This window comes from Stenotrophomonas sp. AS012628, assembly GCF_010608305.1.
GTDB classification, from domain to species: domain Bacteria; phylum Pseudomonadota; class Gammaproteobacteria; order Xanthomonadales; family Xanthomonadaceae; genus Stenotrophomonas; species Stenotrophomonas geniculata.
In genome coordinates this window covers 1-24,506 of sequence record NZ_VMBJ01000045.1, presented here as the reverse complement: position 1 = coordinate 24,506, position 24,506 = coordinate 1, and the positions used below count along the sequence as shown (strand labels likewise).

Here is a 24,506-nt window from a genome sequence, read left to right as displayed (position 1 = left end):
GGGCCCGTTTCCCAACTACGGTTCCCCGGACATGATGGTCCTCGAGGGCGCGCCCGCCCTGTCGCCGTTCCGCCGCGAACGTCTTGAATCCCGCCTGCAGTCCATCGCTCCCTCCCTGCGCATCAGCGGTGCCTGGCACGTCTACTTCGTGCAGCCCGAAGGCAGCGCCGCCCCCGACCTGACCACGTTGTGCCGCATCCTCGAAGCTGCGCCGCAGGCCGAGGCCCTGGCCGAAGGCGCGGTCAGCCGCATCGTGGTGCCGCGCCTGGGCACGTTGTCGCCGTGGTCGAGCAAGGCCACCGAGCTGGTCCGTGGTGCCGGGCAGCCGGTGAGCCGGGTCGAGCGCGGCCTGCGCATCGACGTGCAGGGCTGGCCGGCCGATGCCGCCGCCCAGCAGGCGCTGGTCAAGGCACTGCACGACCCGATGACGCAGTCGGTGCTGGAGACCGTGGAGCAGGGCCAGGCGCTGTTCTCGGCGCCGGCCCGTGGCGAACTGGAACGCGTGCCGGTGGACCAGCTGGAGGCCGCCAACCAGCGCCTCGGCCTGGCCATGGCCCAGGACGAGATCGACTACCTGCGCGAACGCTTCACCGCGCTGGGCCGCGCGCCGTCCGACGTCGAACTGATGATGTTCGCGCAGGCCAATTCCGAGCACTGCCGGCACAAGATCTTCAACGCCAGCTGGACCATCGACGGTCAGGAGCAGGACCGCTCGCTGTTCCGGATGATCAAGAACACCCACCAGCAGACCCCGCAGCACACGCTCAGCGCGTACAGCGACAATGCGGCGGTGATTGAAGGCCATCCGGCCTCGCGTTACCGCCCGGACCCGGCCAGTGGCGAATACCGCCGCGAAGCACAGGTGCCCAGCGCGTTCCAGATCAAGGTGGAAACGCACAACCACCCGACCGCGATCGCACCGTTCCCGGGCGCATCGACCGGCAACGGTGGCGAGATCCGCGACGAAGGCGCGACCGGCCGCGGCGGCAAGCCGAAGGCAGGCCTGTCCGGTTTCTCGGTCTCGCACCTGCGCATCCCGGAGCTGCCGCAGCCGTGGGAAGCACCGCGCGCGCTGAACCCGCGCATGGCGCCGGCGCTGGAAATCATGACTGACGGCCCGCTGGGCGGCGCTGCGTTCAACAACGAATTCGGCCGCCCGAACCTGCTCGGCTACTTCCGCAGCTTCGAGCTGCCGGAAGGCGCCGATCTGGTCCGCGCCTACGACAAGCCGATCATGCTGGCCGGTGGCCTCGGCGCGATCGATCGCGTACAGGTTGACAAGATCCCGCTGCAGGCCGGTGATGCGGTCATCGTGCTCGGTGGCCCGGCGATGCTGATCGGCCTGGGCGGCGGCGCCGCCAGTTCGGTGGCCTCCGGTGAAAGCGCCGAGGACCTGGACTTCGCCAGCGTGCAGCGCGACAACCCGGAAATGGAGCGTCGCTGCCAGGAGGTCATCGACCGCTGCGTGGCAATGGGTGCCAACAACCCGATCAAGTTCTTCCATGACGTCGGTGCAGGTGGCCTGTCCAATGCCATCCCCGAACTGCTGCACGACTCGAACGTCGGTGGTGTCATCGACCTGGGCAAGGTGCCCACCGATGACCCGTCGCTGTCGCCGATGCAGCTGTGGTGCAACGAATCGCAGGAACGCTACGTGCTCGGCGTGGCCCAGGAGCGCCTGGCCGAGTTCGCCGCGCTGTGCGCGCGCGAGCGCTGCCCGTTCGCTGCCGTTGGCGTGGCCACCGCTGAAGAGCACCTGGTGGTCGCCTACGGCGCCGTGCCGGGCCACACCCCGGCCGATGCGCCGATCGACCTGCCGATGGACGTGCTGTTCGGCAAGCCGCCGAAGATGCACCGCGACACCGCGCACCCGCCGGCACCGCGCTGGCCGGCGCTGAAGACCGGCGGCCTGGACCTGCAGGACGCCGGCCTGCGCGTGCTCGCGCACCCGACGGTCGCTTCGAAGAACTTCCTGGTCACCATCGGTGACCGCAGCGTCGGTGGCCTGACCGCGCGCGAACAAATGGTCGGCCCGTGGCAGCTGCCGGTGGCCGACGTGGCGATCACCCTGGCCGACTTCGACGGCGTGGCCGGCGAAGCGATGTCGATCGGCGAGCGTACCCCGCTGGCCCTGCTCGATGCGGCTGCTTCGGCACGCATGGCGGTGGGCGAAGCGCTGACCAACCTGTGCGCGGCCCCGGTCGATGCGCTGGATGAGATCAAGCTGTCGGCGAACTGGATGGCCGCGGCCGGCCACCCCGGCGAAGACGCGCTGCTGTACGACGCGGTGAAGGCGGTGGGCATGGAACTGTGCCCGCAGCTGGACATCAGCATCCCGGTCGGCAAGGACTCGCTGTCGATGCAGGCGCAGTGGCACGACCAGGGCGAAGCGCACAAGAGCGTGTCGCCGGTGTCGCTGGTGATCTCGGCGTTCGCGCCGGTGGCCGACGTGCGCCAGCAGCTGACCCCGCTGCTCGACCGTGATGTGGACAGCGAGCTGTGGTTGATCGGCCTCGGCGCCGGCAAGCAGCGCCTGGGCGGTTCGATCCTGGCGCAGGTGCATGCCGACCACGGCGACCTGCCGGCCTTCGCCGGCGCCGTACCGGACCTGGACGACCCGCAGCGCCTGCGTGGCTTCTTCGAGCTGATCCGCGATGCGCGCCAGGCCGGCCTGCTGCTGGCTTACCACGACCGCAGCGACGGCGGCGCCTTCGCCGCGCTGTGCGAAATGGCCTTCACCTCGCGGCTGGGCCTGGACATCACCCTCGATGCCTGGGGCGACGATCCGTTCCGCAGCCTGTTCAATGAAGAGCTGGGCGCGGTGGTGCAGATCGCCCGCGAAGACCGCGCCGCCTTTGCCGACCTGGTCGAGCGCCATGCACTGATCGAGTGTGCACAGCGCATCGCCAAGCCGACCACCGCACCGGTGGTGCGCGTGTCGCTAGCCGGCGAGAACCTGGCCGAATGGCGCTGGGAAGCGCTGTTCGACGCCTGGTGGTCGGTCACCCACGCGATGCAGAAGCGCCGCGACAACCCGGCCAATGCCGATGCCGAGCGCGAGATCGCCCGTGCCTTCACTGCGCCGGGCCTGAAGCCCAAGCTCAGCTTCGACCTCAATGAAGATGTGGCCGCCCCGTTCATCAGCACCGGCGCGCGTCCGCGCGTGGCGGTACTGCGCGAGCAGGGCGTCAACGGCCAGATCGAAATGGCCAACGCCTTCGAACGTGCCGGCTTCCGCGCCTTCGACGTGCATATGAGCGACCTGATCGAAGGCCGCGTGGCATTGCAGGACTTCACCGGCCTGGTCGCCTGCGGTGGCTTCAGCTACGGCGACGTGCTGGGTGCCGGCCGCGGCTGGGCCACCTCGATCCTGGAGCGCAGTGCGCTGCGTGATGCCTTTGCCGCGTTCTTCGCGCGCGAGGACAGCTTCGCGCTGGGCGTGTGCAATGGTTGCCAGATGATGAGCCAGCTCAAGGGCATCATTCCGGGCGCCGAGCACTGGCCGCAGTTCCGCCGCAACGCCAGTGAGCAGTTCGAAGCCCGTACCGCGCTGCTGGAAGTGGTGGAGTCGCCGTCGATCCTGCTGCGTGGCATGGCTGGTTCGCGCCTGCAGGTGGCGGTGGCGCATGGTGAAGGCCAGGCCGTGTTCGACAATGCCGTCGACCAGGCAGCCGCTCGCGTTTCGCTGCGCTACATCGATGGCAACGGCAACGTGGCCAGCCAGTACCCGCTGAACCCGAACGGTTCGCCGGACGGCATCACCGGCCTGACCAGCAGCGACGGCCGCGTCACCATCATGATGCCGCACCCGGAACGCACGCCGCGCGCGCTCAACATGAGCTGGGCGCCGGCCGAGTGGCAGGGTGACTCGCCGTGGATGCGCATGTTCCGCAACGCGCGGGTATGGTGCGGCTGATCGCAGCGTTCTGCGCAGGCCGCAATGCCGCTGCGTACGGAAAAACCCGCCGTTGATCGGCGGGTTTTTCTATGCGCGCGTGAAACTCCTGTCCCGACCGCTAGTTACATCGATTTTCATGCGGCGGAACTTCGTCACGCTTGCCTAACAAAACACTTTCATAAACAGGTGAAAGGGTGAACTGCTTCACGGCAATAGGATTTGTCGTGTCAAAGTCTTGACGATTTGGAAAGTTGCCGTTAACACTTGAACCCCGTTTCAGAATCATTCATTTCGCAGTAACCGGTTGGCGCACGCGCTCGGTTTTCTGTCGCTGCGCGCCGTTCGGCAATACCCCGCAGTAAATCACGCGAATAAACGCCCCCAGGGGACGTTGGGCCGGAAAGCCCAGCGGTGGCGTTGCTTTGCCCAAAACCAGTCCAATCAGGAGCCGTACCGATGAATCGGATTTATCGCAAGGTCTGGAACAAAGCATTGGGTCAGTTGGTGGTGGCCTCGGAACTGGCTTCCTCCGACAGCAGCCGTGGTGGGGTCGTCGACCAGCGCCGCGATGCGACGCAGGCCACGCCCGCACTGCTGGCGGTGGCACTGGGCCTGGTATTGGGGTTGGGCATGAGCGGCACCGCCGCAGCACAGTCGGTGCAGATCGGCGGCAGCGCCACCTGCGTGGCATTCAGCGGCAAGCTGCTCGAAAAGTGCCTGATCGAAGGCTCGGCCAGCGCCAAGGGCAGCAACGCGGTGGCGATCGGCAGCAACAGCAGCGCCACTGCCGCCAACAGCGTAGCGCTGGGCGCCGGCTCCAAGGCCACACGGGCCAACACGGTGTCCGTGGGTGATACCGGCAAGGAACGCCAGATCACCAATGTTGCCGCAGGCACCCAGGCCACCGATGCGGTAAACAAGTCACAGCTGGATGCGCAGGCGCGCGCCACGCAGGCCGCGCTGGCCGATGTCGCCGCAGATGGAAACCGCTATTTCAAGGCCGACGGCGCAGGTGATGACAGCGACGCGGCGAAGATCGACGGACAGGGCGCGGTTGCGGCGGGTGCGGGTGCACAGTCGCTGGCCAACGCCACCACCGCCATCGGTACCCAGGCCATTGCCGCGGGCCTGGGCGCAAGCGCGTTCGGCCAGGGCGCATTGGCAATCGGTGACGCCAGCGTGGTGGTCGGGCAGAGTGCTGCCGCGTTCGGTCTTGGTGACACCGCCGTCGGCGCCAGTGCCTATGCCGCAAGCGAGAATGGCGCGGCCACCGCACTGGGTGCCTTGTCCGAAGCCACCGCCGATGGCGCGACCGCTGTCGGCGGCGGTGCCGTGGCGATGGGCCCGGGCAGCACCGCATTGGGCCGCGGCGCCACCGCCGCCAACGAAGCGTCGATCGCAGTCGGTGCGTTCAGCACTGCTGTCGGTGAATACAGCACCGCGCTGGGTTCGAATTCCGCTGCGGTTGCCACCGGCAGCGTGGCGCTGGGCGCGGGTTCGCTGGCCGACCGCGTCGATACCGTGTCAGTCGGTGCCGCCGAATACGGCCTGACCCGGCAGATCACCAGCGTTGCCGCAGGCACCGAAGACAACGATGCGGTCAATGTCGGCCAGTTGAAGGACGTGGCCGCCGTGGCCGATGCCACCGCCAAGCGCTTCCAGGCCACCGGCAGCAGCAACAGCGATGCCGGTGCACTGGCCGAAGGTGACGATGCACTGGCGGCCGGCGAGGCCGCCAATGCCCTCGGCAACGGCACCACGGCCGTCGGTGCCGGGGCAACGGCGGTCGCGCAGAACGCGACCGCCGTGGGCAACAACGCACTGGCCTCGGGCCAGAACAGTGCCGCGTTCGGCAACAACGCGCAGGCCAACGGTCCAGGCAGCGTTGCCGTGGGTGGTGCTGCGGTGGATGCCGACGGCAACCCGCTGATCACCAGTGGCGGCGTACCGGTGGAAACCGGCGCGACCAGCGCAGGCGTCGGTGGCACCGCGGTTGGCGCCAGTGCCGAAGCCAGCGGATTTGCGGCGTCGTCCTACGGTGTGGGTGCCTATGCGGCCGGCGCGCAGGCATCCGCGTTCGGTGCGGTGGCCAATGCCATCGGCGACTATTCCACCGCACTGGGTACCCAGAGCAATGCGACCGGCACCAGCAGCGTCGCCATCGGTGGCCCGGCCGACCTGATTCCCGGCCTGGGCTTCTTCGTGCAGACCCAGGCCAGCGGCGAAGCCGCGACCGCCGTCGGTGCCGGCGCCATCGCCAGTGGCGATCGTGCGGTGGCCAACGGCAGCCTGAGCGAAGCCTCCGGTGCTGAAGCCACCGCTGTTGGCTACTTCGCCTATGCACCGGGTGAGAACGCCAGTGCGCTGGGCGCGCAGACCTGGGCCAGCGGTGCGCAGAGCACTGCAGTGGGTTACTACGCCACCGCACGCGGCACCAACAGCGTCGCGCTTGGCGCGAACTCCGAAGCAGTGCGTGCCAACAGCGTGGCCGTTGGCAGTGCAGGCAACGAGCGGCAGATCACCAGCGTTGCTGCGGGCAGCGAAGCCACCGATGCCGTGAACAAGGCGCAGCTCGATGCCGTGGCCAGCACCGCCGACAGCACCGCGCGCTTCTTCCAGGCACAGCCGGAAGCCGACAGCGATGCCGGCGCGCTGGCCGAGGGCGAGGGCGCCGTCGCCGCCGGTTCGTCGAGCAATGCGATCGGCGCCGGCGCAGTAGCCCATGGCGCGGCTGCGTCGGCCATCGGCGATGACAGCGTGGCCGTGGGCCGCAACAGCGCAGCCACCGGCAATGGCGGTGTCGCCATCGGTGGCCTCGGCCAGGCCTACGACGAGTTCAACCAGCCGATCATCGGTGCCGATGGCACGGCACAGCAGGTGGGCACCACTGCCGTCGCCGATGCCACTGCGGTGGGCAGTGGCGCGCAGGCCACCGGGGCTGCCAGCAGCGCCTTCGGCAACGCGGCCAAGGCCAGTGGTGACAACAGCTTCGCCGCCGGCGGCAAGTCGCGCGCCACCGGCAGCTATGCGGTCGCGGTCGGCGACAGCGCCTTCGCCAGCAGCGATGACAGCACCGCAGTAGGCGGCTACAGCTGGGCCACTGCCAGTGGTGCAGCAGCATTCGGTTCGGGTGCATGGGCCACCGCCACCAATGCCTCGGCGTTCGGTAATGCGGCGTGGGCCAGTGGCAGCGGCGCCACGTCCATCGGTTACAACAGCTGGGCCAACGGCGCCAGTTCTACGGCGGTCGGCCGCGGTGCCTTCGGCTATGGCGACAACAGCGTGGCACTGGGATTCCAGGCGCTGGGCAACAGCATCAACAGCATCGCCATCGGCACCAATACAGTGGCCGGTGGTGAAAGCGCGATCGCGCTTGGCTCCGGCAGTAACGCCAGCGCCAGCAACGCTGTCGCGCTCGGTGCCGGTTCGGTTGCCAGTCGTGCACGTACGGTATCGGTGGGTAGCAGCGGCAACGAACGCCAGGTCACCAACGTCGCCGCGGGCACCCAGGCCACCGACGCAGTGAACAAGGCACAGCTGGATGCGGTTGCGACCACCGCCACCACCACCAGCCGCTTCTTCCAGGCCAGCGGCAACGGCGACGACGTAGCCGGTGCACTGGTGGAGGGTGACAACGCACTGGCGGCCGGTGATGCCGCCAACGCCATCGGCAATGGCGCCACCGCACTGGGCAGCGGCGCCAACGCGCTGGCCAGCAACGCACAGGCGCTGGGTTTCAATGCACTTGCAACCGCGGCCAACGCCAGCGCTGTCGGTGCCAACGCACAGGCCACGGGCGAGTACGCCACCGCGCAGGGTGCGGAAAGCGAAGCCAGCGGCGAGCAGAGCGCGGCGTTCGGTGCGGCCAGCATCGCCAGCGGCGCCGGTAGCACTGCCAATGGCGTGCTGTCCGAAGCGTCCGGCGAAGAAGCCGTGGCCGTGGGCTACTTCAGCAATGCCAGCGGCGACGCGGCCACCGCTGTCGGCAGCGAGAGCGTGGCCAGTGGTACGGCGTCGGCGGCCTTCGGTATCGGTGCCGAAGCCAGCGGCGGTTACAGCACTGCCATCGGTGGCTATGCACAGGCCTCGGCCTTCAATGCCACCGCGTTCGGCAACTTCGCCAATGCCTCCGGTTCCAACAGTGTGGCGGTGGGTGGCGATTCGGAAGCCTCCGGCGCCTACAGCACCGCCACCGGCCAGGGCAGCCTGGCGACCGGCACCAACAGCGTCGCCGTGGGTGGTTCGTTGTTCGGCGTGCTGGCCACCGAGGCCTCGGGCAACTACTCCACCGCGGTGGGTGGTGGTGCCTGGTCGGGCGGCATCAACAGCACCGCGCTGGGCAATGCCGCCGAATCGCGCGGCGCCAACAGCGTGGCGCTGGGTGCCGATTCGATCGCCGATCGCGACAACACCGTGTCGGTGGGCGGCGGTGGCAACACCCGCCAGATCACCAATGTGGCCGATGGCACGCAGGGCAATGATGCGGTCAACAAGAACCAGCTCGACGCCGTCGCCGCGGCAGCGGAAAAGACCCGCCGGCAGTTCCAGGCCAGTGGCAACGCCGACGGTGAAACCGGCGCGTTGGTGGAGGGTGACAACGCGCTGGCGGCCGGTGATGCGGCCAACGCGATCGGCAACGGTGCCACCGCGCTCGGCAGCGGTGCCAATGCGCTGGCCGCCAACGCCACCGCCGTGGGCATCGATGCGCTGGCCACCGGCAGCAACGCGGCTGCCCTGGGCAGCACGGCACAGGCCACCGGCGAGGACAGCCTGGCCCTGGGCAGCGGTGCCGGCGCCAGCGAGGTTGGTGCAAGCGCGGTGGGGGCGCGTGCACAGGCCAGCGGCGCCTACAGCACGGCCACAGGTACAGAAGCCAATGCCAGCGGCGGGCAGGCGCTCGCCAGCGGTTTCCGCAGCGCGGCTTCGGCTGATGGCACCACCGCAGTGGGTGGCTACGCCGAAGCCAGCGGCCGCCTCGGCACCGCCCTGGGCTATGGCTCGGCGGCCAGCGGTGCCAACACCACTGCAGTCGGCTTCGGTGCCGCGGCGGCCGGTACCGGTGCCGTTGCCGTAGGTCAGTCCAGCGAGGCCAGTGGCGAGGAGAGCGTGGCCATCGGCGGCAGCACCTTCTTCGGCCTGATCCCGTCGCGTGCCAGTGGGACCGGTGCGGCGGCGTTCGGCGCCGGTGCATGGGCCACCGAAGACTACGCGACCGCGATTGGCTGGAACTCGTGGGCGGCAGGCAGCAGCGCCACCGCGCTGGGGGCCAACGCCACCGCCAATGGCAGCAACAGCGTCGCGCTCGGTGCTGGCTCCAAGGCTGACCGTGACAACACCGTAGCCGTCGGCAAGGCCGGCGGTGAGCGCCAGGTGACCCACGTCGCGGCGGGCACTGAAGCCACCGATGCGGTGAACAAGGGCCAGCTGGATGCGGTCGCCAGCGTCGCCGACAAGACCAGCCGGCAGTTCCAGGCCAGCGGCAATGCCGATGGCGAAGCCGGTGCACTGGTCGACGGCGACAACGCACTGGCAGCCGGCAATGCGGCCAATGCCATCGGCAACGGCGCCACCGCGCTGGGCAGCGGCGCCAATGCCATGGCCGCCAATGCCACTGCCGTGGGCTTCGATGCGCTGGCCACCGGCAACAATGCGGCGGCGCTCGGCAACGCGGCGCAGGCCGGAGGTGTCGACAGCGTAGCCGTGGGCAGTGGCGCCAGCGCCAGCGAACTCGGCGCCAGTGCTACCGGCGCCGGTGCCCAGGCCAAGGGTGCCTACAGTACCGCCAGCGGTGCGCAGGCCACGGCCAGCGGCACCCAGTCGCAGGCCAGTGGTTTCCGCGCCAATGCCTCGGCCGATGGTGCGTCTGCGCTGGGCAGCTATGCCGAGGCCAGCGGTCGCCTGGGTACCGCGGCCGGCTACGGCAGCAAGGCAACCGGCGCCAATGCCACGGCGGTAGGTGTGAGTGCCACCGCCAGTGCCGCAGGCAGCGTGGCGTTGGGCGCGGGCTCGGTCGCCGACCGTGCCAACACTGTGTCGGTCGGCAGCGCGAGCAGTGATCGTCAGATCACCCGTGTCGCTGCCGGTACCGAGCGCACCGATGCGGTCAATCGTGGCCAGCTCGATGCGGTCGCGGCGACCGCCGATGGCACGGCCCGCTACGTCAAGGCCACCGGCGCAGGTACCGCCAGTGCCAACGGCAGCGATGCCGCCGCGATCGGTTCGGCAGCCACTGCCAGCGGCGCACGCAGCAATGCCCTGGGTGCCAATGCGATGGCCATCGGCAACGGTGCCTTGGCACTTGGCACCAGCGCCGGCGCATCGGGCGCGAACTCGGTGGCGCTGGGTGCCGGTTCGCGTGCACTCGATGCCAACGTGGTGTCGGTCGGCGGTGGCAATGGCACCGATGGTCCGGCCACGCGGCGCATCGTCAACGTCGCCGACGGCCGCATCGCTGCCGGCAGCACCGATGCGATCACCGGCTCCCAGCTCAACGTCACCAACCAGCGGGTGGGAGCAGTGGAAACCCGCGTGGGTGACTTCGACTCGCGCATCGCGACGGTCGAGACCACGGCGGCCAGTGCGGTCGGCTACGACGACGCCAGCCGTGACCGACTGACCCTGTCCGGTTTCCAGGGCACCACCATCGACAACGTCGGTGCCGGCAGCATCGCCGCCGGTAGCCGCCAGGCGATCAACGGCGGGCAGCTGTTCCAGTCGCTAAGTGATGCCGCCAGCTTCCTCGGCGGTGGTGCCAGCGTTGGCATGCAGGGTGTGTTCGTGGCGCCGAACTATGTGATCCAGGGCGCCACCTACAGCAACGTCGGCGATGCGCTCGGCGCGCTGGACCGCAAGGTCAGCGAGATCGACCGCCGCACCGCCGGTGGCACGCGTGCCGGGACTGCCAGCCTGCGCGCAATGCGTACCCCGCTGGATGACAGCCCGCTGGCCAGCGCCGCCGATGCACCTGCAACGGCCGACGCGGCACCGGCCAGCACCGCGCGCGTGCAGGGCACGCCGACCGCTGCCGCCGCAGGTGCCGGGATTCCGGTCGGCACTCCCGCGACGGGCTTCAATGCCGTCGCCATGGGCGAGGGCGCGGTCGCCAGCGGTGCTTCGTCCACCGCCATCGGCCAGGGCGCCAATGCCACCGCGGCGAACGCGGTGGCACTGGGCCAGGGCTCGGTTGCCGATCGTGCCAACACGGTCTCGGTGGGCAGTGAAGGCAACGAGCGCCAGGTCACCAACGTGGCGGCCGGTACCACGGCCACCGATGCGGTCAACAAGGGCCAGCTCGACCGTGGCATGGCCACGGCCAACAGCTACACCGACAGCCGCGTCCAGGCCGTCGCCGACAGCTTCGATGTGTTCAAGGGCGAAATCGACGGACGCCTGCGCCACATGGATCGCCGCATCGACCGCCAGGGGGCGATGAGCGCGGCGATGCTCAACATGGCCACCAGTGCCGCCGGTATCCGCACCCAAAACCGGGTCGGCGTCGGCATTGGCTTCCAGGGCGGCGAGTCGGCGTTGTCGCTGGGCTACCAGCGTGCGATCAGCGATCGCGCCACGGTGACCTTCGGTGGTGCCTTCAGCAGCGACGACAGCTCGGTTGGCGTCGGTGCCGGCTTCGGCTGGTAAGCCACTCCATCGCGCCGGCGGCCACCCACGCCGGCGCAGCACCTGCAGTGAGGGCCTGGGGGGAGGTCACGGCAATCCCGGCTGGGCCGGCCGGGAGTCGTCAAGGAATGATGGCCGCAGTGTTGGTTCGATCCATGACCCAGAAGAGGAATTCGACGTGATCAAGAAGCAGAACCTTCGCATCAATGTGCTTGCCGCCGCCGTGCTGTCGATGACGGCTGTCGGTGCCGTCCACGCCGCTGGACTGCCGACCCGTGAACCGGTGCGCCAGGCCAGCACCGCCCAGCCGGGAACCGAGCGCATCATCGTCAAGTACCGGGCCGGTGCTGCTGCCGCCACTGACCGCTCGGCGAAGCTGTCCACCGTGCAGTCCGCACTGACCCGTGCCAGCCTCTCCGGCGGCACATCCCGCGCCAGCACGCTCGGCCCGCAGGTCGTCCGCAAGCTGTCTACCGGGGCGGACCTCATCCGTGTGCAGGGCCGCCTGGCCCCGGCCGAACTGCAGCGCGTACTGAAAGAGCTGAAGGCCGACCCGTCGGTGCAGTACGCCGAAGCCGACGTGAAGCTGCGCCGCACCGAACTGCGTGCCGGCAACGTACAGCCGGCGCTGGTGCCGAACGATCCCTTCTACCAGCAGAACCAGTGGCATCTGCATAATGCGGTCGGCGGCATCAACGCACCGGCGGCATGGGATGTCTCGCAGGGTGAGGGCATCGTGGTGGCGGTGATCGATACCGGCATCCTGCCGCAGCATCCGGACCTGGTCGGCAACCTGCTGGAGGGTTATGACTTCATCAGCGACGCGGAGACCTCGCGGCGCCCGACCAACGATCGCGTGCCGGGTGCACAGGACTACGGTGATTGGGTCGAGAATGACAACGAGTGCTATGACGGTTCGCTGGCCGAGGACAGTTCCTGGCACGGCACCCACGTCGCCGGCACCGTGGCCGAGCAGACCAACAACGGCGTCGGCATGGCCGGTGTCGCCTACAAGGCCAAGGTACTGCCGGTGCGCGTGCTCGGTAAGTGCGGTGGCTACCTGTCCGACATCGCCGATGCGGTGGTCTGGGCATCGGGTGGCACGGTGGCCGGCATTCCGGCCAACACCAATCCGGCCGAGATCATCAACATGAGCCTGGGTGGCGGTGGCGCCTGCGCCAGCACCTACCAGGACGCGATCAACGGCGCGATCTCGCGCGGTACCACCGTGGTGGTGGCGGCCGGCAATGAAGCCGACAACGCGTCCAAGTACCAGCCGGCCAGCTGCGAAGGCGTGGTGACCGTGGGTGCCACCCGCATCACCGGTGGCATCACCTACTACTCCAACTACGGCACCCGCGTGGACCTGTCCGGTCCGGGTGGCGGTGGCAGTGTGGACGGCAACCCGGGCGGCTACATCTGGCAGACCGGCTCCAATGCGGCCACCACGCCGGAATCGGGCACGCCGGGCTACATGGGCATGGGCGGTACCTCGATGGCCTCGCCGCATGTGGCCGCCGTTGCCGCACTGGTGCAGAGCGCGCTGATCGCCAAGGGCAAGGATCCGTTGACCCCGGCCGCGATGCGTACCCTGTTGAAGGAAACCGCACGTCCGTTCCCGGTCGCCATTCCGGCGGCGACCCCGATCGGTACCGGTATTCTCGATGCCAAGGCCGCGCTGGCCAAGGCACTGGAAGAACCGTGCACCGAGAACTGCGGGCCGGTGGCCACGCCGCTGACCAACAAGGCCGCGGTGGGTGGCCTGAACGGTGCCGCCGCCAGCAGCCGCCTGTACAGCTTCGAAGCCGTCGCCGGCAAGCAGCTCAGCGTGATCACCTACGGTGGCACCGGCAATGTCTCGGTCTACATCGCGCAGGGGCGTGAACCGAGCGCCAGCGACAACGACGCCAAGTCGACCCGTCCGGGCACGTCCGAGACGGTGCGGGTGAACAAGCCGGTGGCCGGTACCTACTACATCAAGGTAGTCGGCGAAGCGGCCTACAACGGCGTGAGCATCCTTGCCACGCAGTAAGCTGGAACTGTCGTAATTGAATGGCCGAAGCCCGTCATCCCGTGTGACGGGCTTCGTCTTTTTACGAAAGGTGGTGGAGGGGCGGCGGAAATCATGGCTTAACTGTTAAAGTCGAGCCGATTGACAGGAGAGTCATGTGAACGCGCTTGCTGCTACCGCCGCTGCCGACAACGCTGAAGGCCGCATCCTGGATGCGCTGCTGGCGCGCGGCCGGCTGAAGGAAGGCGATCTGGCACGTGCGCGGCCGCTGCACGCAGAGGCCGGCGGCAGCCTGCTGGGCCTGCTGGTGCGGCTGGGGCTGGTGTCCGAGCGTGACCAGGCACAGGCCAGCGCCGAAGTGCTGGGCCTGCCGCTGCTGGAAGGCAAGCAGCTGCCGGAAGCACCGCCACAAGGGCTGGCGGAAGGCCTGCCGTTGTCACTGCGCTTCCTCAAGCAGTTCCACGTCTGCCCGCTGGCCCTGGATGAACAGGGCGTACGGCTGTGGCTGGCCGACGCCCATGATCCCTACCCGCAGCAGGCGGTGCAGCTGGCACTGGGCGTGCCGGTGACGCCGGTGCTGGGCATGCGTGCGGAGATCGATGACCTGGTCGAGCGCTGGTTCGGCCAGGGCCGCAGCGCGATGGGCGCGATCGTCGAAACCGCCGATGGCGAGGGCGGTGCGGTCGATGACATCGAGCACCTGCGCGACCTCGCCTCGGAAGCGCCGGTGATCCGCCTGGTCAACCTGGTGATCCAGCGTGCAGTGGAGCTGCGCGCTTCGGACATCCATGTCGAACCATTCGAGAGCCGGCTGAAGGTGCGCTACCGCGTCGACGGTGTACTGGTGGAGGGCGAAAGCCCGCCGGCCAACCTCACCGCGGCGGTGATCAGCCGCATCAAGATCATGGCCCGGCTCAACATCGCAGAGCGCCGCCTGCCGCAGGATGGCCGCATCATGCTGCGCGTGCAGGGCAAGGAGCTGGACCTGCGCGTGAGCACGGTCCCGACCGCGCACGGCGAAAGCGTGGTGATGCGATTGCTGGACCGCGAAACGGTGGTGTTCGATTTCCACCGCCTCGGCTTCACCGATGCGTTCCTGCCGCAGTTCCGCAAGGTGCTGGAGCAGCCGCATGGCATCCTGCTGGTGACCGGCCCCACCGGCTCGGGCAAGACCACCACACTGTACACCGCGCTGAGCCAGCTCAATACCGCCGACGTCAAGATCATCACGGTCGAAGACCCGGTGGAATACCAGATCGAGGGCATCAACCAGATCCAGGCCAAGCCGCAGATCGGCCTGGACTTCGCCAACGCCCTGCGCAGCATCGTGCGCCAGGATCCGGACATCATCATGATCGGCGAAATGCGCGACCTGGAAACCGCGCGCATTGCGATCCAGTCGGCGTTGACCGGCCACCTGGTGCTGTCCACCCTGCATACCAACAACGCAGCGGGTGGCATCACCCGCCTGCTCGACATGGGCGTGGAAGACTACCTGCTCACGTCCACCATCAACGGCATCCTCGCCCAGCGCCTGGTGCGCCGGCTGGAACCGACCCACGCCGAGCGCTATGAGGCCTCGCCGGAGGAAATCGAACGATTCGAGCTGCGCCGCCTGCAGCCGGAAGGGCCGATCCACCTGTATCGCCCGAAGCCCTCCGCGCTGGCGCCGACCGGTTATCTCGGCCGCACCACCATCATGGAATTCCTGGTGATGAACGATGCGCTGCGGCGCGCGGTGATGCGCCGCGATGGCATGGGCGAGATCGAACGCATCGCCCGCGAAGCGGGCATGCGCACGATGTACGAAGATGGCCTGTCCAAGGCCCTCAGTGGCCAGACGACCATCGAGGAAGTCCTGCGTGTCACCGAGGAAAGCTGATGCGCGCAGGACGCCGGGGCTGACATGCCGACCTACCGTTACAAGGCACTGAATCCGCACGGCGAGATCTTCGACGGGCAGATGGAAGCGGCCAGCGAGGCCGAACTGGTCGCGCGCCTGCAGGACCAGGGTCATCTGCCGATGGAGACCCAGCTGGCCGATGGCGGTGCGATCGGTGGCAGCAATTGGCGCAACCTGTTCCGCCAACGGCCGCTGCAGGGTGCGGCATTGCTGCAGTTCACCCAGCAGCTGGCGACACTGCTCGGTGCAGGCCAGCCGCTGGATCGCGCGCTGTCGATCCTGCTCGGCCTGCCGGAAGACGAACGCTCGCGCCGCGCGATCACCGACATCCGCGATGTGGTGCGCGGTGGTGCGCCGCTGTCGACCGCACTGGAGCGCCAGCATGGGTTGTTCTCGCGCCTGTACGTGAACATGGTGCGTGCCGGTGAGGCCGGCGGCAGCCTGCACGAAACCCTGCAGCGCCTGGCCGACTACCTCGAACGCAGCCGGGCCCTGCAGGGCAAGGTGATCAACGCGCTGGTGTACCCGGCCATCCTGCTGGTGGTGGTGGGCGGCGCGCTGCTGTTCCTGCTCGGCTACGTGGTGCCGCAGTTCGCGCAGATGTACGAGAGCCTGGATGTGGCGCTGCCGTGGTTCACCAACGCGGTACTGCAGCTGGGCCTGTTCGTGCGTGACTGGTGGGTGTTGCTGCTGGTGGTGCCGGCAGTACTTGCGCTGTTCTTCGAACGCAAGGCACGGCAACCGGCCTTCCGGCTGACGCTGGATGGCTGGCTGCTGCAGCGTCGCAGCATCGGCCGCCTGCTGGGTGAACTGGAAACCGCGCGGCTGGCCCGCACGCTGGGCACCCTGCTGCGCAATGGGGTGCCGCTGCTGGGTGCCCTGGGCATCGCCCGCAACGTACTGGGCAACCGCGCGCTGGCCGCCGATGTGGAAGCCGCCGCGGATGAAGTGAAGAACGGTACCGGCCTGTCGCTGGCGCTGTCGCGCGGCAAGCGTTTCCCGCGCCTGGCGCTGCAGATGATCCAGGTCGGTGAGGAATCCGGTGCACTCGATACCATGCTGCTGAAAGCGGCCGATACTTTCGAACAGGACAGCGCCCGGCGCATCGACCGCCTGCTGGCGGCGATGGTGCCGGCGATCACCCTCGTACTGGCCTCGGTGGTCGGCGCGGTGATCGTCGCCGTGCTGGTGCCGCTGTACGACCTGACCAATGCCATCGGTTGACGATGGATCCCTACGCAACCCCGACACTCCGCAACTGAAAGGACCGACCATGATTGCTTCCCGTCGACCGATCCGCCTTTCCTTCACCGCCGCGCGCAACCAGTCGGGCATGAGCCTGCTGGAGATCATCATCGTCATCGTGCTGATCGGCGCGGTGCTGACCCTGGTCGCCAGCCGCGTGCTGGGTGGCGCCGACCGCGGCAAGGCCAACATCGCCAAGGCACAGGTGCAGACCGTCGCATCCAAGGTCGACAACTACCAGATCGATACCGGCAAGCTGCCCGGCTCGCTCAACGATCTGGTGACTGCACCGGCTGGCGTCGGTGGCTGGTTGGGCCCGTATGCCAAGCCGGCCGATCTGAACGATCCGTGGGGCCATGCGCTGGAATACCGCACGCCGGGCGAAGGCCAGCCGTATGAGCTGATCAGCCTGGGCAAGGACGGCAAGGCCGGCGGCAGCAGCGTCGACGCTGACATCCGCTACCAGCCGTAACCGGGCATGTTGCATTTCCTGCCGCGCCGGTTGCCACGCCCGCGCCTGCCCGGCAGGCGCGCAGCGGGCCTGTCGCTGCTGGAAATGCTGCTGGTGATCGCGCTGATCGCCGCGATCGGCCTGATCACCGCTGCCGGCCTGTCGCGCGGTTTCGCCGGCATGCAGCTGCGCAGCGCCGGCAAGGACATCGCCAACCAACTGCGCGTGGTGCGCGCGCAGGCGATCGCCCGGGGCGAACCGCAGCGCTTTGTCATCGAGCCGGCCAAGCGGCGCTGGGAAGGCGCCAACCAGCGCCACGGCGACGTGCCGGCACAGCTGCAGGTCCAGTTCGAAGGCGCCGCGCAGCTGGCCACCGCGCCAGGGCAGGGCGTGATCGAGTTCCATCCCGACGGCGGCTCCAGCGGCGGCCGCATCCGGCTGCAGCGTGATGATGCCGAATGGCGCATCGACGTGGGCTGGCTGACCGGTGAGGTCCGCTCCGGCCCCTGGCGGGCGCAATGAAGCGGCGCGCCCGCGGCTTCACCCTGCTGGAAGTGATCATCGCCTTTGCCCTGCTCGGGCTGGCGCTGACCCTGCTGCTGGGCAGCCTGTCAGGCGGCGCCAGGCAGGTGCGTGAGGCCGAACTGCGCACGCGCGCAATACTGCATGCGCAGTCGTTGCTGGCCGAAACCGGCGTCGCCACGCCGCTGCAGGTGGGCAGCCAGCAGGGCGACTGGGAGCAGGGACGCTACCACTGGGAACTGCAGGTGCAGCCGTGGGTGGAGCCACGTGCAGGCAGCGTCGTGCAGACACAGTCAGCCGGTGCCCCCTGGCTGGCCGAACTGCAGCTGCAGGTGCGTTGGGGTGACAGCGAACGCGAGCAGCTGCGCTGGCGCAGCCTGCGCCTGCTGCCGCCGGATCTGGAGCGTGCGCGATGACGCGCCGTGCTGCAGGTTTCACGCTGGTTGAAGTGATGCTGGCCACGGTGCTGTTGGCCGGTGGCCTGGCGCTGGCGTTCGCCAGCGTGCGCTCGGCGATGGCGGTCAGCCAGCGTGGCGAGCAGATTGCGGCCGAGAGTGAGCGCATGCGCGCGGTGCAGGCCCTGTTGCGGCGGCAGCTGGCCGGTGCGCTGCGCACGCCGCTGGAAGTCCCCGATCCCACCCGCGAACCGATCTTCTTCCAGGGCGAAGAACAGCGCATGATGTTCGCCGCTGATCTCCCGGGTTACCTCGGCCGTGGCGGAGCCTACCTGCACGCGCTGCAGGTGGACGGCCGCGATGGCCAGCAGCGCCTGCTGCTGGACCTGGTGCTGCTGCAGGAAGGCGAGCGCATCGCCGAAAATCCGCCGCGCCCACCGGAAGTGCTGGTGGAGAACCTGAAGTCGGTGCAGCTGCGCTATCGCGGCATCGATGCCAGTACCGGCCAGATGAGCGACTGGATGCCGCGCTGGGACGATACCCGTCGCCTGCCGATGCTGGTGGAGATCCAGATCGTGCCCGCCAAGGGGGCGCCCTGGCCCACGCTGGTGGTGGCACCGCGCGCTGGCGGCAGCGGAGGCGCGCGATGAACCGGCAACACGGTGCGGCACTGGTCCTGGTGCTGTGGTTGATCGCATTGATGACCGCGCTGGTCGGTGCGTTCGCGCTGAGCGCACGGGTCGAGCATCTGCAGCAGCGGGTGCTGGATGACGACGCACGCGGCCAGGAACGGGCGCGCGCCGGCCTGGAGTACGCGCTGCTGCGGCTGTCCGCCGATCCGCTGCGGGCGCCCTGGCGTGCCGATGGCCGCACCTACCGCTGGCAGTTCGATGACGCCAGCATCGAGATCAAGGTGCTGGACGAGAACGGCAAGATCAACCTGAACCTGGCCGACGTGACCCTGCTGACCGCGTTCCTCAAGGCGCTCGGCGAAGACGAAGGGGCGGCCCGGCAGATGGCCGGCGCCATTGTCGACTGGCGTGATGAAGACAGCCTGCTGCAGCCGGGTGGTGGCGCCGAAGCGCCGGACTATGCGGCGGCGGGGTTGCCGTATGGCCCGCGCAACAAGCGTTTCGAGACGCTCGGCGAACTGCAGCGGGTACTGGGGATGCGCGGTCCGCTGTACAAGGCCATGCTGCCGCACCTGACCCTGTACAGCCGCCAGGCGCGCCCGGATCCCCAGTTCGCCAGCGCGCCGGTGCTGACCGCACTGGGCCTGGATGCGGATACCGTGCTGGCGCAGCGCGCGCAGCAGGAGCGTGACGCAGATACCGCTGGCGGTGCGACAACGCTTGCCAGCAGCAGCGGCACCTATAGTATCGAGTCTCGTGCAACCGATGGCAGTGGACGCCGGTCGGTGTTGCAGGCAGTGGTACGCAATGGCTCGGGCGGGGTTCCCGGGCGGTCCTACACAGTGCTTCGCTGGGAGCAGGGAATGACAGCAAGATGACGGCATGGCAGGACAGTGTGCGGCAGGTGCAGGGCCGGATCGGCCCTGGCGCCGGCCGTTTCCTGCGCTGGTGGCGGCAATCGCTGCTGGCCTGGGTGCCGGCGCGTTGGCAGTGGGCACTGGGCTGGGCACAGGCGCGCCTGCTGCTGCAGCGCCAGGGTGACCAGCTGCAGGTCTGGCGAGAGGCCGGTGAGCGCCGCGAAGCGGTGGCCAGCGTGCCGTGGCCGCTGTCGCCGGCCGAACTGGACCGCGTGCTGGAACCGCGACTGCGCAGCCTGCCGCGGGCGTGGCTGCTGCCGGCCAGCGAAGTACTGCGTCGTCATCTGCGCCTGCCTGCGGCTGCGGCCGACCGCCTGCGCGCCGTGGTCGGTTTCGAGATCGACCGCCAGACGCCGTTCGAATCCAGCCAGGTCAGCTATGACGTGCGTGAACTCGGGAGCGCCGCCGAAGGCCAGCTGCAGGTCGAACTGGTTGCCTGGCCATTGCGCCAGCTTGAAGCGTGGCGCGCCAGCGTGGGCGAGTGGGCCGATGCGCTGGCCGGTGTCGATGCCATCGACGCCCACGGTGACCCCCTGCAGGTGAATCTGTTGCCGCCGGGGCAGCGCCAGCTGCGGGTGGATCCGACGCGGCGCTGGAATGTGCTGCTGGCCGTGGCCGCGCTGGTGATGCTGGTGCTGGCGGCCCTGCAGCTGCTCGACAACCGCCGTGCCGCCGCCGATGAGCTGCGTGCGCAGGTTGAACGCAGTGCGCGCAGTGCGCGTGGTGTCGCCAGCGAACGCGCGCAGCTGCAGGCACTGATCGATGGTGCCGCATTCCTGGAAAAGCAGCGCAGCCAGCGCGCCGGAACGGTGGAAATCTGGAATGAACTGACCCGGCGCCTGCCGGAGGGCACCTACCTGGAAAAGCTGGCCATCGAGAACAACAACCTGCAGCTGATCGGCCTGAGCCGCGAGGCCTCGCAGCTGGTGCAGCTGCTGCAGGACGCGCCGCAGTGGCGCAAAGTCAATCTGACCGGCGTACTGCAGGCCGATGGCGCCGCCAGTGGCCGTGACCGCTTCACCATGACCGCCGAACTGCAGCCGTTGCCGGCTGCGGCCCCGACCCGGGAGGCGGCCGATGCCGATGCCAAGCGCACGCCGTGACCGCTGGCTGGCACTGGCGCTGCTGCTGGCAGTGCTGGGCCTGGCCTACCTGCTGCTGGTGCACCCCTGGTTCACCCAGCCGCTGCGCGAAATCGATGCCGACGTGGCCGCCCTGCGCGAGCGCGAACAGCGCGTGCAGGCGCAGCTGCAGCAGCAGCCGCAGATCGAACAACGCCTGCGCGCCACCCGCGAGGCACTGCAGCAGCGGCCGGGCTTCCTGCGTGAAGCCACCGCCGAAGCGGCAGCCGCTGCGCTCGGCGCGAAGCTGCAGGATGCGGTGGCGATGGCCAGCCCGGGCAACCGCAGCTGCACCATCAGCAACCGCACGCCACTGACCGACAACCGTCGTGACGCCGAGTTCGTGCGCGTTGCCATGCAGGTGCGCCTGCGTTGCGGTGTGGCCGAACTGGCCACGGTGCTGCACAGCCTGGAAACCGGCAGCCCGCGCCTGTTCGTCGACAACCTCAACCTGATCGCGCAGCGCTTCCAGCAGTCGCCGAATGAATCCGGGCTGGGCCTGGACGTGTCGTTCGAACTGGCCGGCTACCTGTTGCCCGGTGCCGCTGCCGATGGCGCTGCGCCGGCACCTGCAGCCGAGCCGGGCGCGGCGCCGCAACCGCCTTCGGCTGCACCGGCACCCTCACCGGCTGTGCCGGAAGAGGGGCAGGAGGTGGCCGATGAAGCTTGAGCAGATCAGCCTGCGCACCGGTTTCCTGCTGGCACTGGCCGGCTGGGCGGCAGCGGTCTGGCTGGCCACCGGCTTCGGCCTGGGCAGCCAGCTGCCAGGTGCGGATGGCGATGCCGATGCAGTGCCTTCGTTGCCGGTGCTGCCGCCGTTGGCCGCAGAACGCATGGCCAGCGCCGACAGCTACAGTGCCATCGGCGAGCGACCGCTGTTCGCCGAGGACCGCAGGCCGAAGCCCTACCTGCTCGGTGGCAGCGAGCCTGCCGCCAGCGCCGCGCTGCGCCTGACCGGCGTGCTGCTGACCGGCGACTTCGGCATGGCCACCTTCACCACCGAACAGAACCGTTCGTTGCGCCTGCGCCTCAACGGTGAAGCCGTCGACGGCTGGCAGCTGGTGGCACTGCAGCCGCGCCAGGCCACCGTGATCGGCCCCGGTGGCAACCAGGTGCTGGAACTGGCGGTCTTCAACGGCCAGGGCGGTGAGCCGCCGACCGTGCTGCGCGGCGCCAACGGTGCGCCGCCGGCAGGTGCGATCGTTGTGCCGCCCCCGGCAGGTGCTCCGCCGACACCGCCGCCGGCTGCGGCAACCCCATCGCCGTCGCCTGCTGCCAGTACGCCCGCGCCCTCGGCTGCGGCGGCCGCCACACCGCCTGCCACCAACAACGGCCCCAGCGAAGCGCAGATGCAGGCCATCCGCGAACGCATCCAGGCCCGTCGCCGCCAGCTGCAGCAACAACAACAGCAGCAACAACCGTCGCCGCCCCCGGGCGATGGCACCAACCGATAGAGTGAATGCATGAGCCTGCGTTTCCTTCCCTGGTCCTTTGCCCTCGCGCTGCTGGTCGGCTGCAGCACCGTGTCCGCGCCGCACGTGCAGCGCAAGGGCAATCTGTCGCCCACTGCCGAGGCCGGCCAGGCGGCCAATGTCGCCGCGGATGCTGCCCGTGACGCCCAGGGCGCTCCGCAGGCAGTGATCCGCCGTGGCACCGGCACCATGATCAACCGCGAAGCAGCACGCGCACCGGCACCGGCACTGCATGGCGCCAGCACCGGTGAAGCAACCTTCAATTTCGAAGGCGAATCGGTGCATGCGGTGGTCAAGGCCATCCTCGGTGACATGCTGGGCCAGAACTACGTGATCGCACCGGGGGTGCAGGGCACGGTCACCCTGGCCACGCCCAAGCCGGTGTCGCCGGCGCAGGCGTTGAACCTGCTGGAGATGGTGCTGGGCTGGAACAACGCACGCATGGTCTACAGCGGTGGCCGCTACAACATCGTCGCCGCCGACCAGGCGCTGGCCGGTACGGTCGCGCCGAGCACGGCGCCCGCTGCCAGTGCGCGAGGCTTCGAGGTACGGGTCATCCCGCTGCAGTTCATCTCCGCCACCGAAATGAAGAAGGTACTGGAGCCGTATGCGCGGCCCAATGCCATCGTCAACGTCGACAGCGGCCGCAACGTGATCACCCTGGGTGGTACCCGCGCCGAGCTGGAAAACTACATGCGCACCGTCGAGATCTTCGACGTCGACTGGCTGTCGGGCATGTCGGTGGGCGTGTTCCCGATCCAGTCGGGCAAGGCCGAACAGGTGGCTGCCGACCTGGAGAAAGTGTTCGGCGAGGAGAGCAAGACGCCCAGCGCCGGCATGTTCCGCTTCCTGCCCCTGGAAAACGCCAACGCGGTGCTGGTGATCACCCCGCAGGTGCGCTACCTGGACCAGATCCAGCAGTGGCTGGACCGCATTGATACGGCCGGTGGCAGTGCCCGCCTGTTCTCCTACGAGCTGCGCTACATCAAGGCGCGTGACCTGGCCGAACGGCTCAGTGAAGCCTTCGCCAGCAGCGGCAACCGTGGCGGTTCCAGCCCGGCCTCGCTGGCCCCGGGTGCGATGCCGTCGCAGCTGGGCAGCGACGGCGACCGTGGCATGGACAGCAACAACAACAGCAGTTTCGGCTCGACCCCGGGCAGCGGTTCCAGTGGTGCCGGCAACGGCAGCATGAACCTGCCGCAGCGCCAGTCCGGCAACGTCAGCGTCAGCCTGGAAGTGGAGGGCGATCGCGTGGGCGTGTCGGCGGTGGAGGAAACCAATACCCTGCTGGTGCGCTCGACCCCGCAGGCCTGGCGCTCGATCCGCGAGGTGATCGAGAAGCTGGACGTGATGCCGCTGCAGGTGCACATCGAAGCGCAGGTGGCCGAAGTCTCGCTGGACGGTGACCTGAAGTACGGCGTGAACTGGTTCTTCGACAACGCCGTGGCCGGGCGCGCACTGACGGGAGCCCTGGGCGGCGTGACCCTGCCGGCAGCAGCGGGTGGCTCCTGGAGCAGCTTCGCCGGTGCCGCGACCGGTGGCGAAGGCCTGGGCTGGGCGTTCACCGGTCACAATGGTGCGGCGGTGGTGAGTGCGCTGGACAAGGTCACCGATGTACGCCTGCTGCAGACCCCTTCGGTGTTCGTGCGCAACAACGCCGAGGCCACGCTCAACGTGGGCGACAAGGTGCCGATCAACACGACTACGGTGAACACCGGCATCGGCACCAGCAGCTACAGCTCGGTGCAGTACATCGACACCGGCGTGATCCTGAAGGTACGCCCGCGCGTGACCCGCGACGGCACGGTGTTCCTCGACATCGTGCAGGAAGTGAGCAGCGCCTCGAACGTACCGGAGAACTGCAACCCGCAGGAGCGCAACTGCAACCCGCGCATTTCCACCAAGAAGCTGTCGACCGAAGCGGCGGTGCAGAGTGGCGACACCATCATGCTGGCCGGCCTGATCACCGATACGGCCACCGATGGCAGCAGCGGCATTCCCGGCCTGAGCCGGATTCCGGTGGTGGGCGCGCTGTTCGGGCAGAAGAGCCGCACCAGCCGTCGTTCGGAGGTGATCGTGCTGCTGACCCCGAGCATCGTGCGCAACAGCCAGGAAGCGCGCAATCTGACCGACGAGTACAGCCAGCGCTTCCGCGCGATGGAACCGCTGAACCAGCCGCGCGCAAAGAAGTAAGGGGGTTGCGGCAGGGCTGCGCCCTGCACCCGCAGAGGCTGAAGCTGGAGCAACGGCAACAGCAACAGCAACAGCAACAGCAACAGCGGGTTTACTGAGGGATGGCGGGGCACTGTGGGTTTGCGGGGA

General features: G+C 68.7%; 14 protein-coding genes. All 14 read left to right on the top strand.

Features of this window, described 5'->3' with window-relative positions; translation table 11 throughout:
• The first annotated feature begins 31 nt into the window (after positions 1 to 31).
• The 14 genes from purL (at position 32) to gspD (ending at position 24,377) form a co-directional block, all read left to right on the top strand.
• Positions 32 to 3,916, top strand: coding sequence for a phosphoribosylformylglycinamidine synthase (gene purL, locus G5A07_RS17295; protein WP_262405897.1), 3,885 nt, complete (start codon positions 32 to 34; stop codon positions 3,914 to 3,916).
• A gap of 438 nt (positions 3,917 to 4,354) precedes the next feature.
• Positions 4,355 to 11,536 (top strand): ESPR-type extended signal peptide-containing protein, encoded by a 7,182-nt coding sequence (locus G5A07_RS17290; RefSeq protein ID WP_191863678.1) that lies wholly within the window; start codon positions 4,355 to 4,357, stop codon positions 11,534 to 11,536.
• Between the two features lie 157 nt (positions 11,537 to 11,693).
• Positions 11,694 to 13,547, top strand: coding sequence for a S8 family peptidase (locus G5A07_RS17285; RefSeq protein WP_010482036.1), 1,854 nt, complete (start codon positions 11,694 to 11,696; stop codon positions 13,545 to 13,547).
• A gap of 136 nt (positions 13,548 to 13,683) precedes the next feature.
• Complete coding sequence (gene gspE, locus G5A07_RS17280; protein ID WP_043402652.1) at positions 13,684 to 15,408, top strand: type II secretion system ATPase GspE; 1,725 nt, start codon at positions 13,684 to 13,686, stop codon at positions 15,406 to 15,408.
• Positions 15,409 to 15,432: 24 nt separating this feature from the next.
• Entirely contained in the window at positions 15,433 to 16,653 is a 1,221-nt protein-coding gene (locus G5A07_RS17275) for a type II secretion system F family protein (protein ID WP_043402655.1), read from the top strand.
• Positions 16,654 to 16,702: 49 nt separating this feature from the next.
• Entirely contained in the window at positions 16,703 to 17,146 is a 444-nt protein-coding gene (gene gspG, locus G5A07_RS17270) for a type II secretion system major pseudopilin GspG (RefSeq protein ID WP_010482031.1), read from the top strand.
• A 6-nt stretch (positions 17,147 to 17,152) separates the two neighbouring features.
• Positions 17,153 to 17,647, top strand: a complete 495-nt coding sequence (locus G5A07_RS17265) for a GspH/FimT family pseudopilin (RefSeq protein ID WP_043402658.1) — start codon at positions 17,153 to 17,155, stop codon at positions 17,645 to 17,647.
• A complete protein-coding gene (locus G5A07_RS17260; RefSeq protein ID WP_010482027.1) occupies positions 17,644 to 18,063 on the top strand; it encodes a prepilin-type N-terminal cleavage/methylation domain-containing protein in 420 nt (139 codons plus the stop codon). Before G5A07_RS17265 ends, G5A07_RS17260 begins: the two co-directional genes overlap by 4 nt.
• Positions 18,060 to 18,692, top strand: a complete 633-nt coding sequence (locus G5A07_RS17255; RefSeq protein WP_010482024.1) for a type II secretion system protein J — start codon at positions 18,060 to 18,062, stop codon at positions 18,690 to 18,692. Before G5A07_RS17260 ends, G5A07_RS17255 begins: the two co-directional genes overlap by 4 nt.
• Positions 18,689 to 19,552, top strand: coding sequence for a general secretion pathway protein GspK (locus tag G5A07_RS17250; protein WP_010482023.1), 864 nt, complete (start codon positions 18,689 to 18,691; stop codon positions 19,550 to 19,552). The genes G5A07_RS17255 and G5A07_RS17250 overlap by 4 nt, the downstream gene beginning before the upstream one ends.
• Entirely contained in the window at positions 19,549 to 20,694 is a 1,146-nt protein-coding gene (locus tag G5A07_RS17245) for a PilN domain-containing protein (protein ID WP_019338027.1), read from the top strand. The genes G5A07_RS17250 and G5A07_RS17245 overlap by 4 nt, the downstream gene beginning before the upstream one ends.
• Complete coding sequence (gene gspM, locus G5A07_RS17240) at positions 20,675 to 21,382, top strand: type II secretion system protein GspM (protein ID WP_032952327.1); 708 nt, start codon at positions 20,675 to 20,677, stop codon at positions 21,380 to 21,382. Before G5A07_RS17245 ends, gspM begins: the two co-directional genes overlap by 20 nt.
• Positions 21,372 to 22,166, top strand: coding sequence for a hypothetical protein (locus G5A07_RS17235; RefSeq protein ID WP_010482014.1), 795 nt, complete (start codon positions 21,372 to 21,374; stop codon positions 22,164 to 22,166). The genes gspM and G5A07_RS17235 overlap by 11 nt, the downstream gene beginning before the upstream one ends.
• A 9-nt stretch (positions 22,167 to 22,175) precedes the next feature.
• Positions 22,176 to 24,377, top strand: coding sequence for a type II secretion system secretin GspD (gspD, locus tag G5A07_RS17230; RefSeq protein ID WP_010482013.1), 2,202 nt, complete (start codon positions 22,176 to 22,178; stop codon positions 24,375 to 24,377).
• The last annotated feature ends 129 nt before the right edge of the window (positions 24,378 to 24,506 follow it).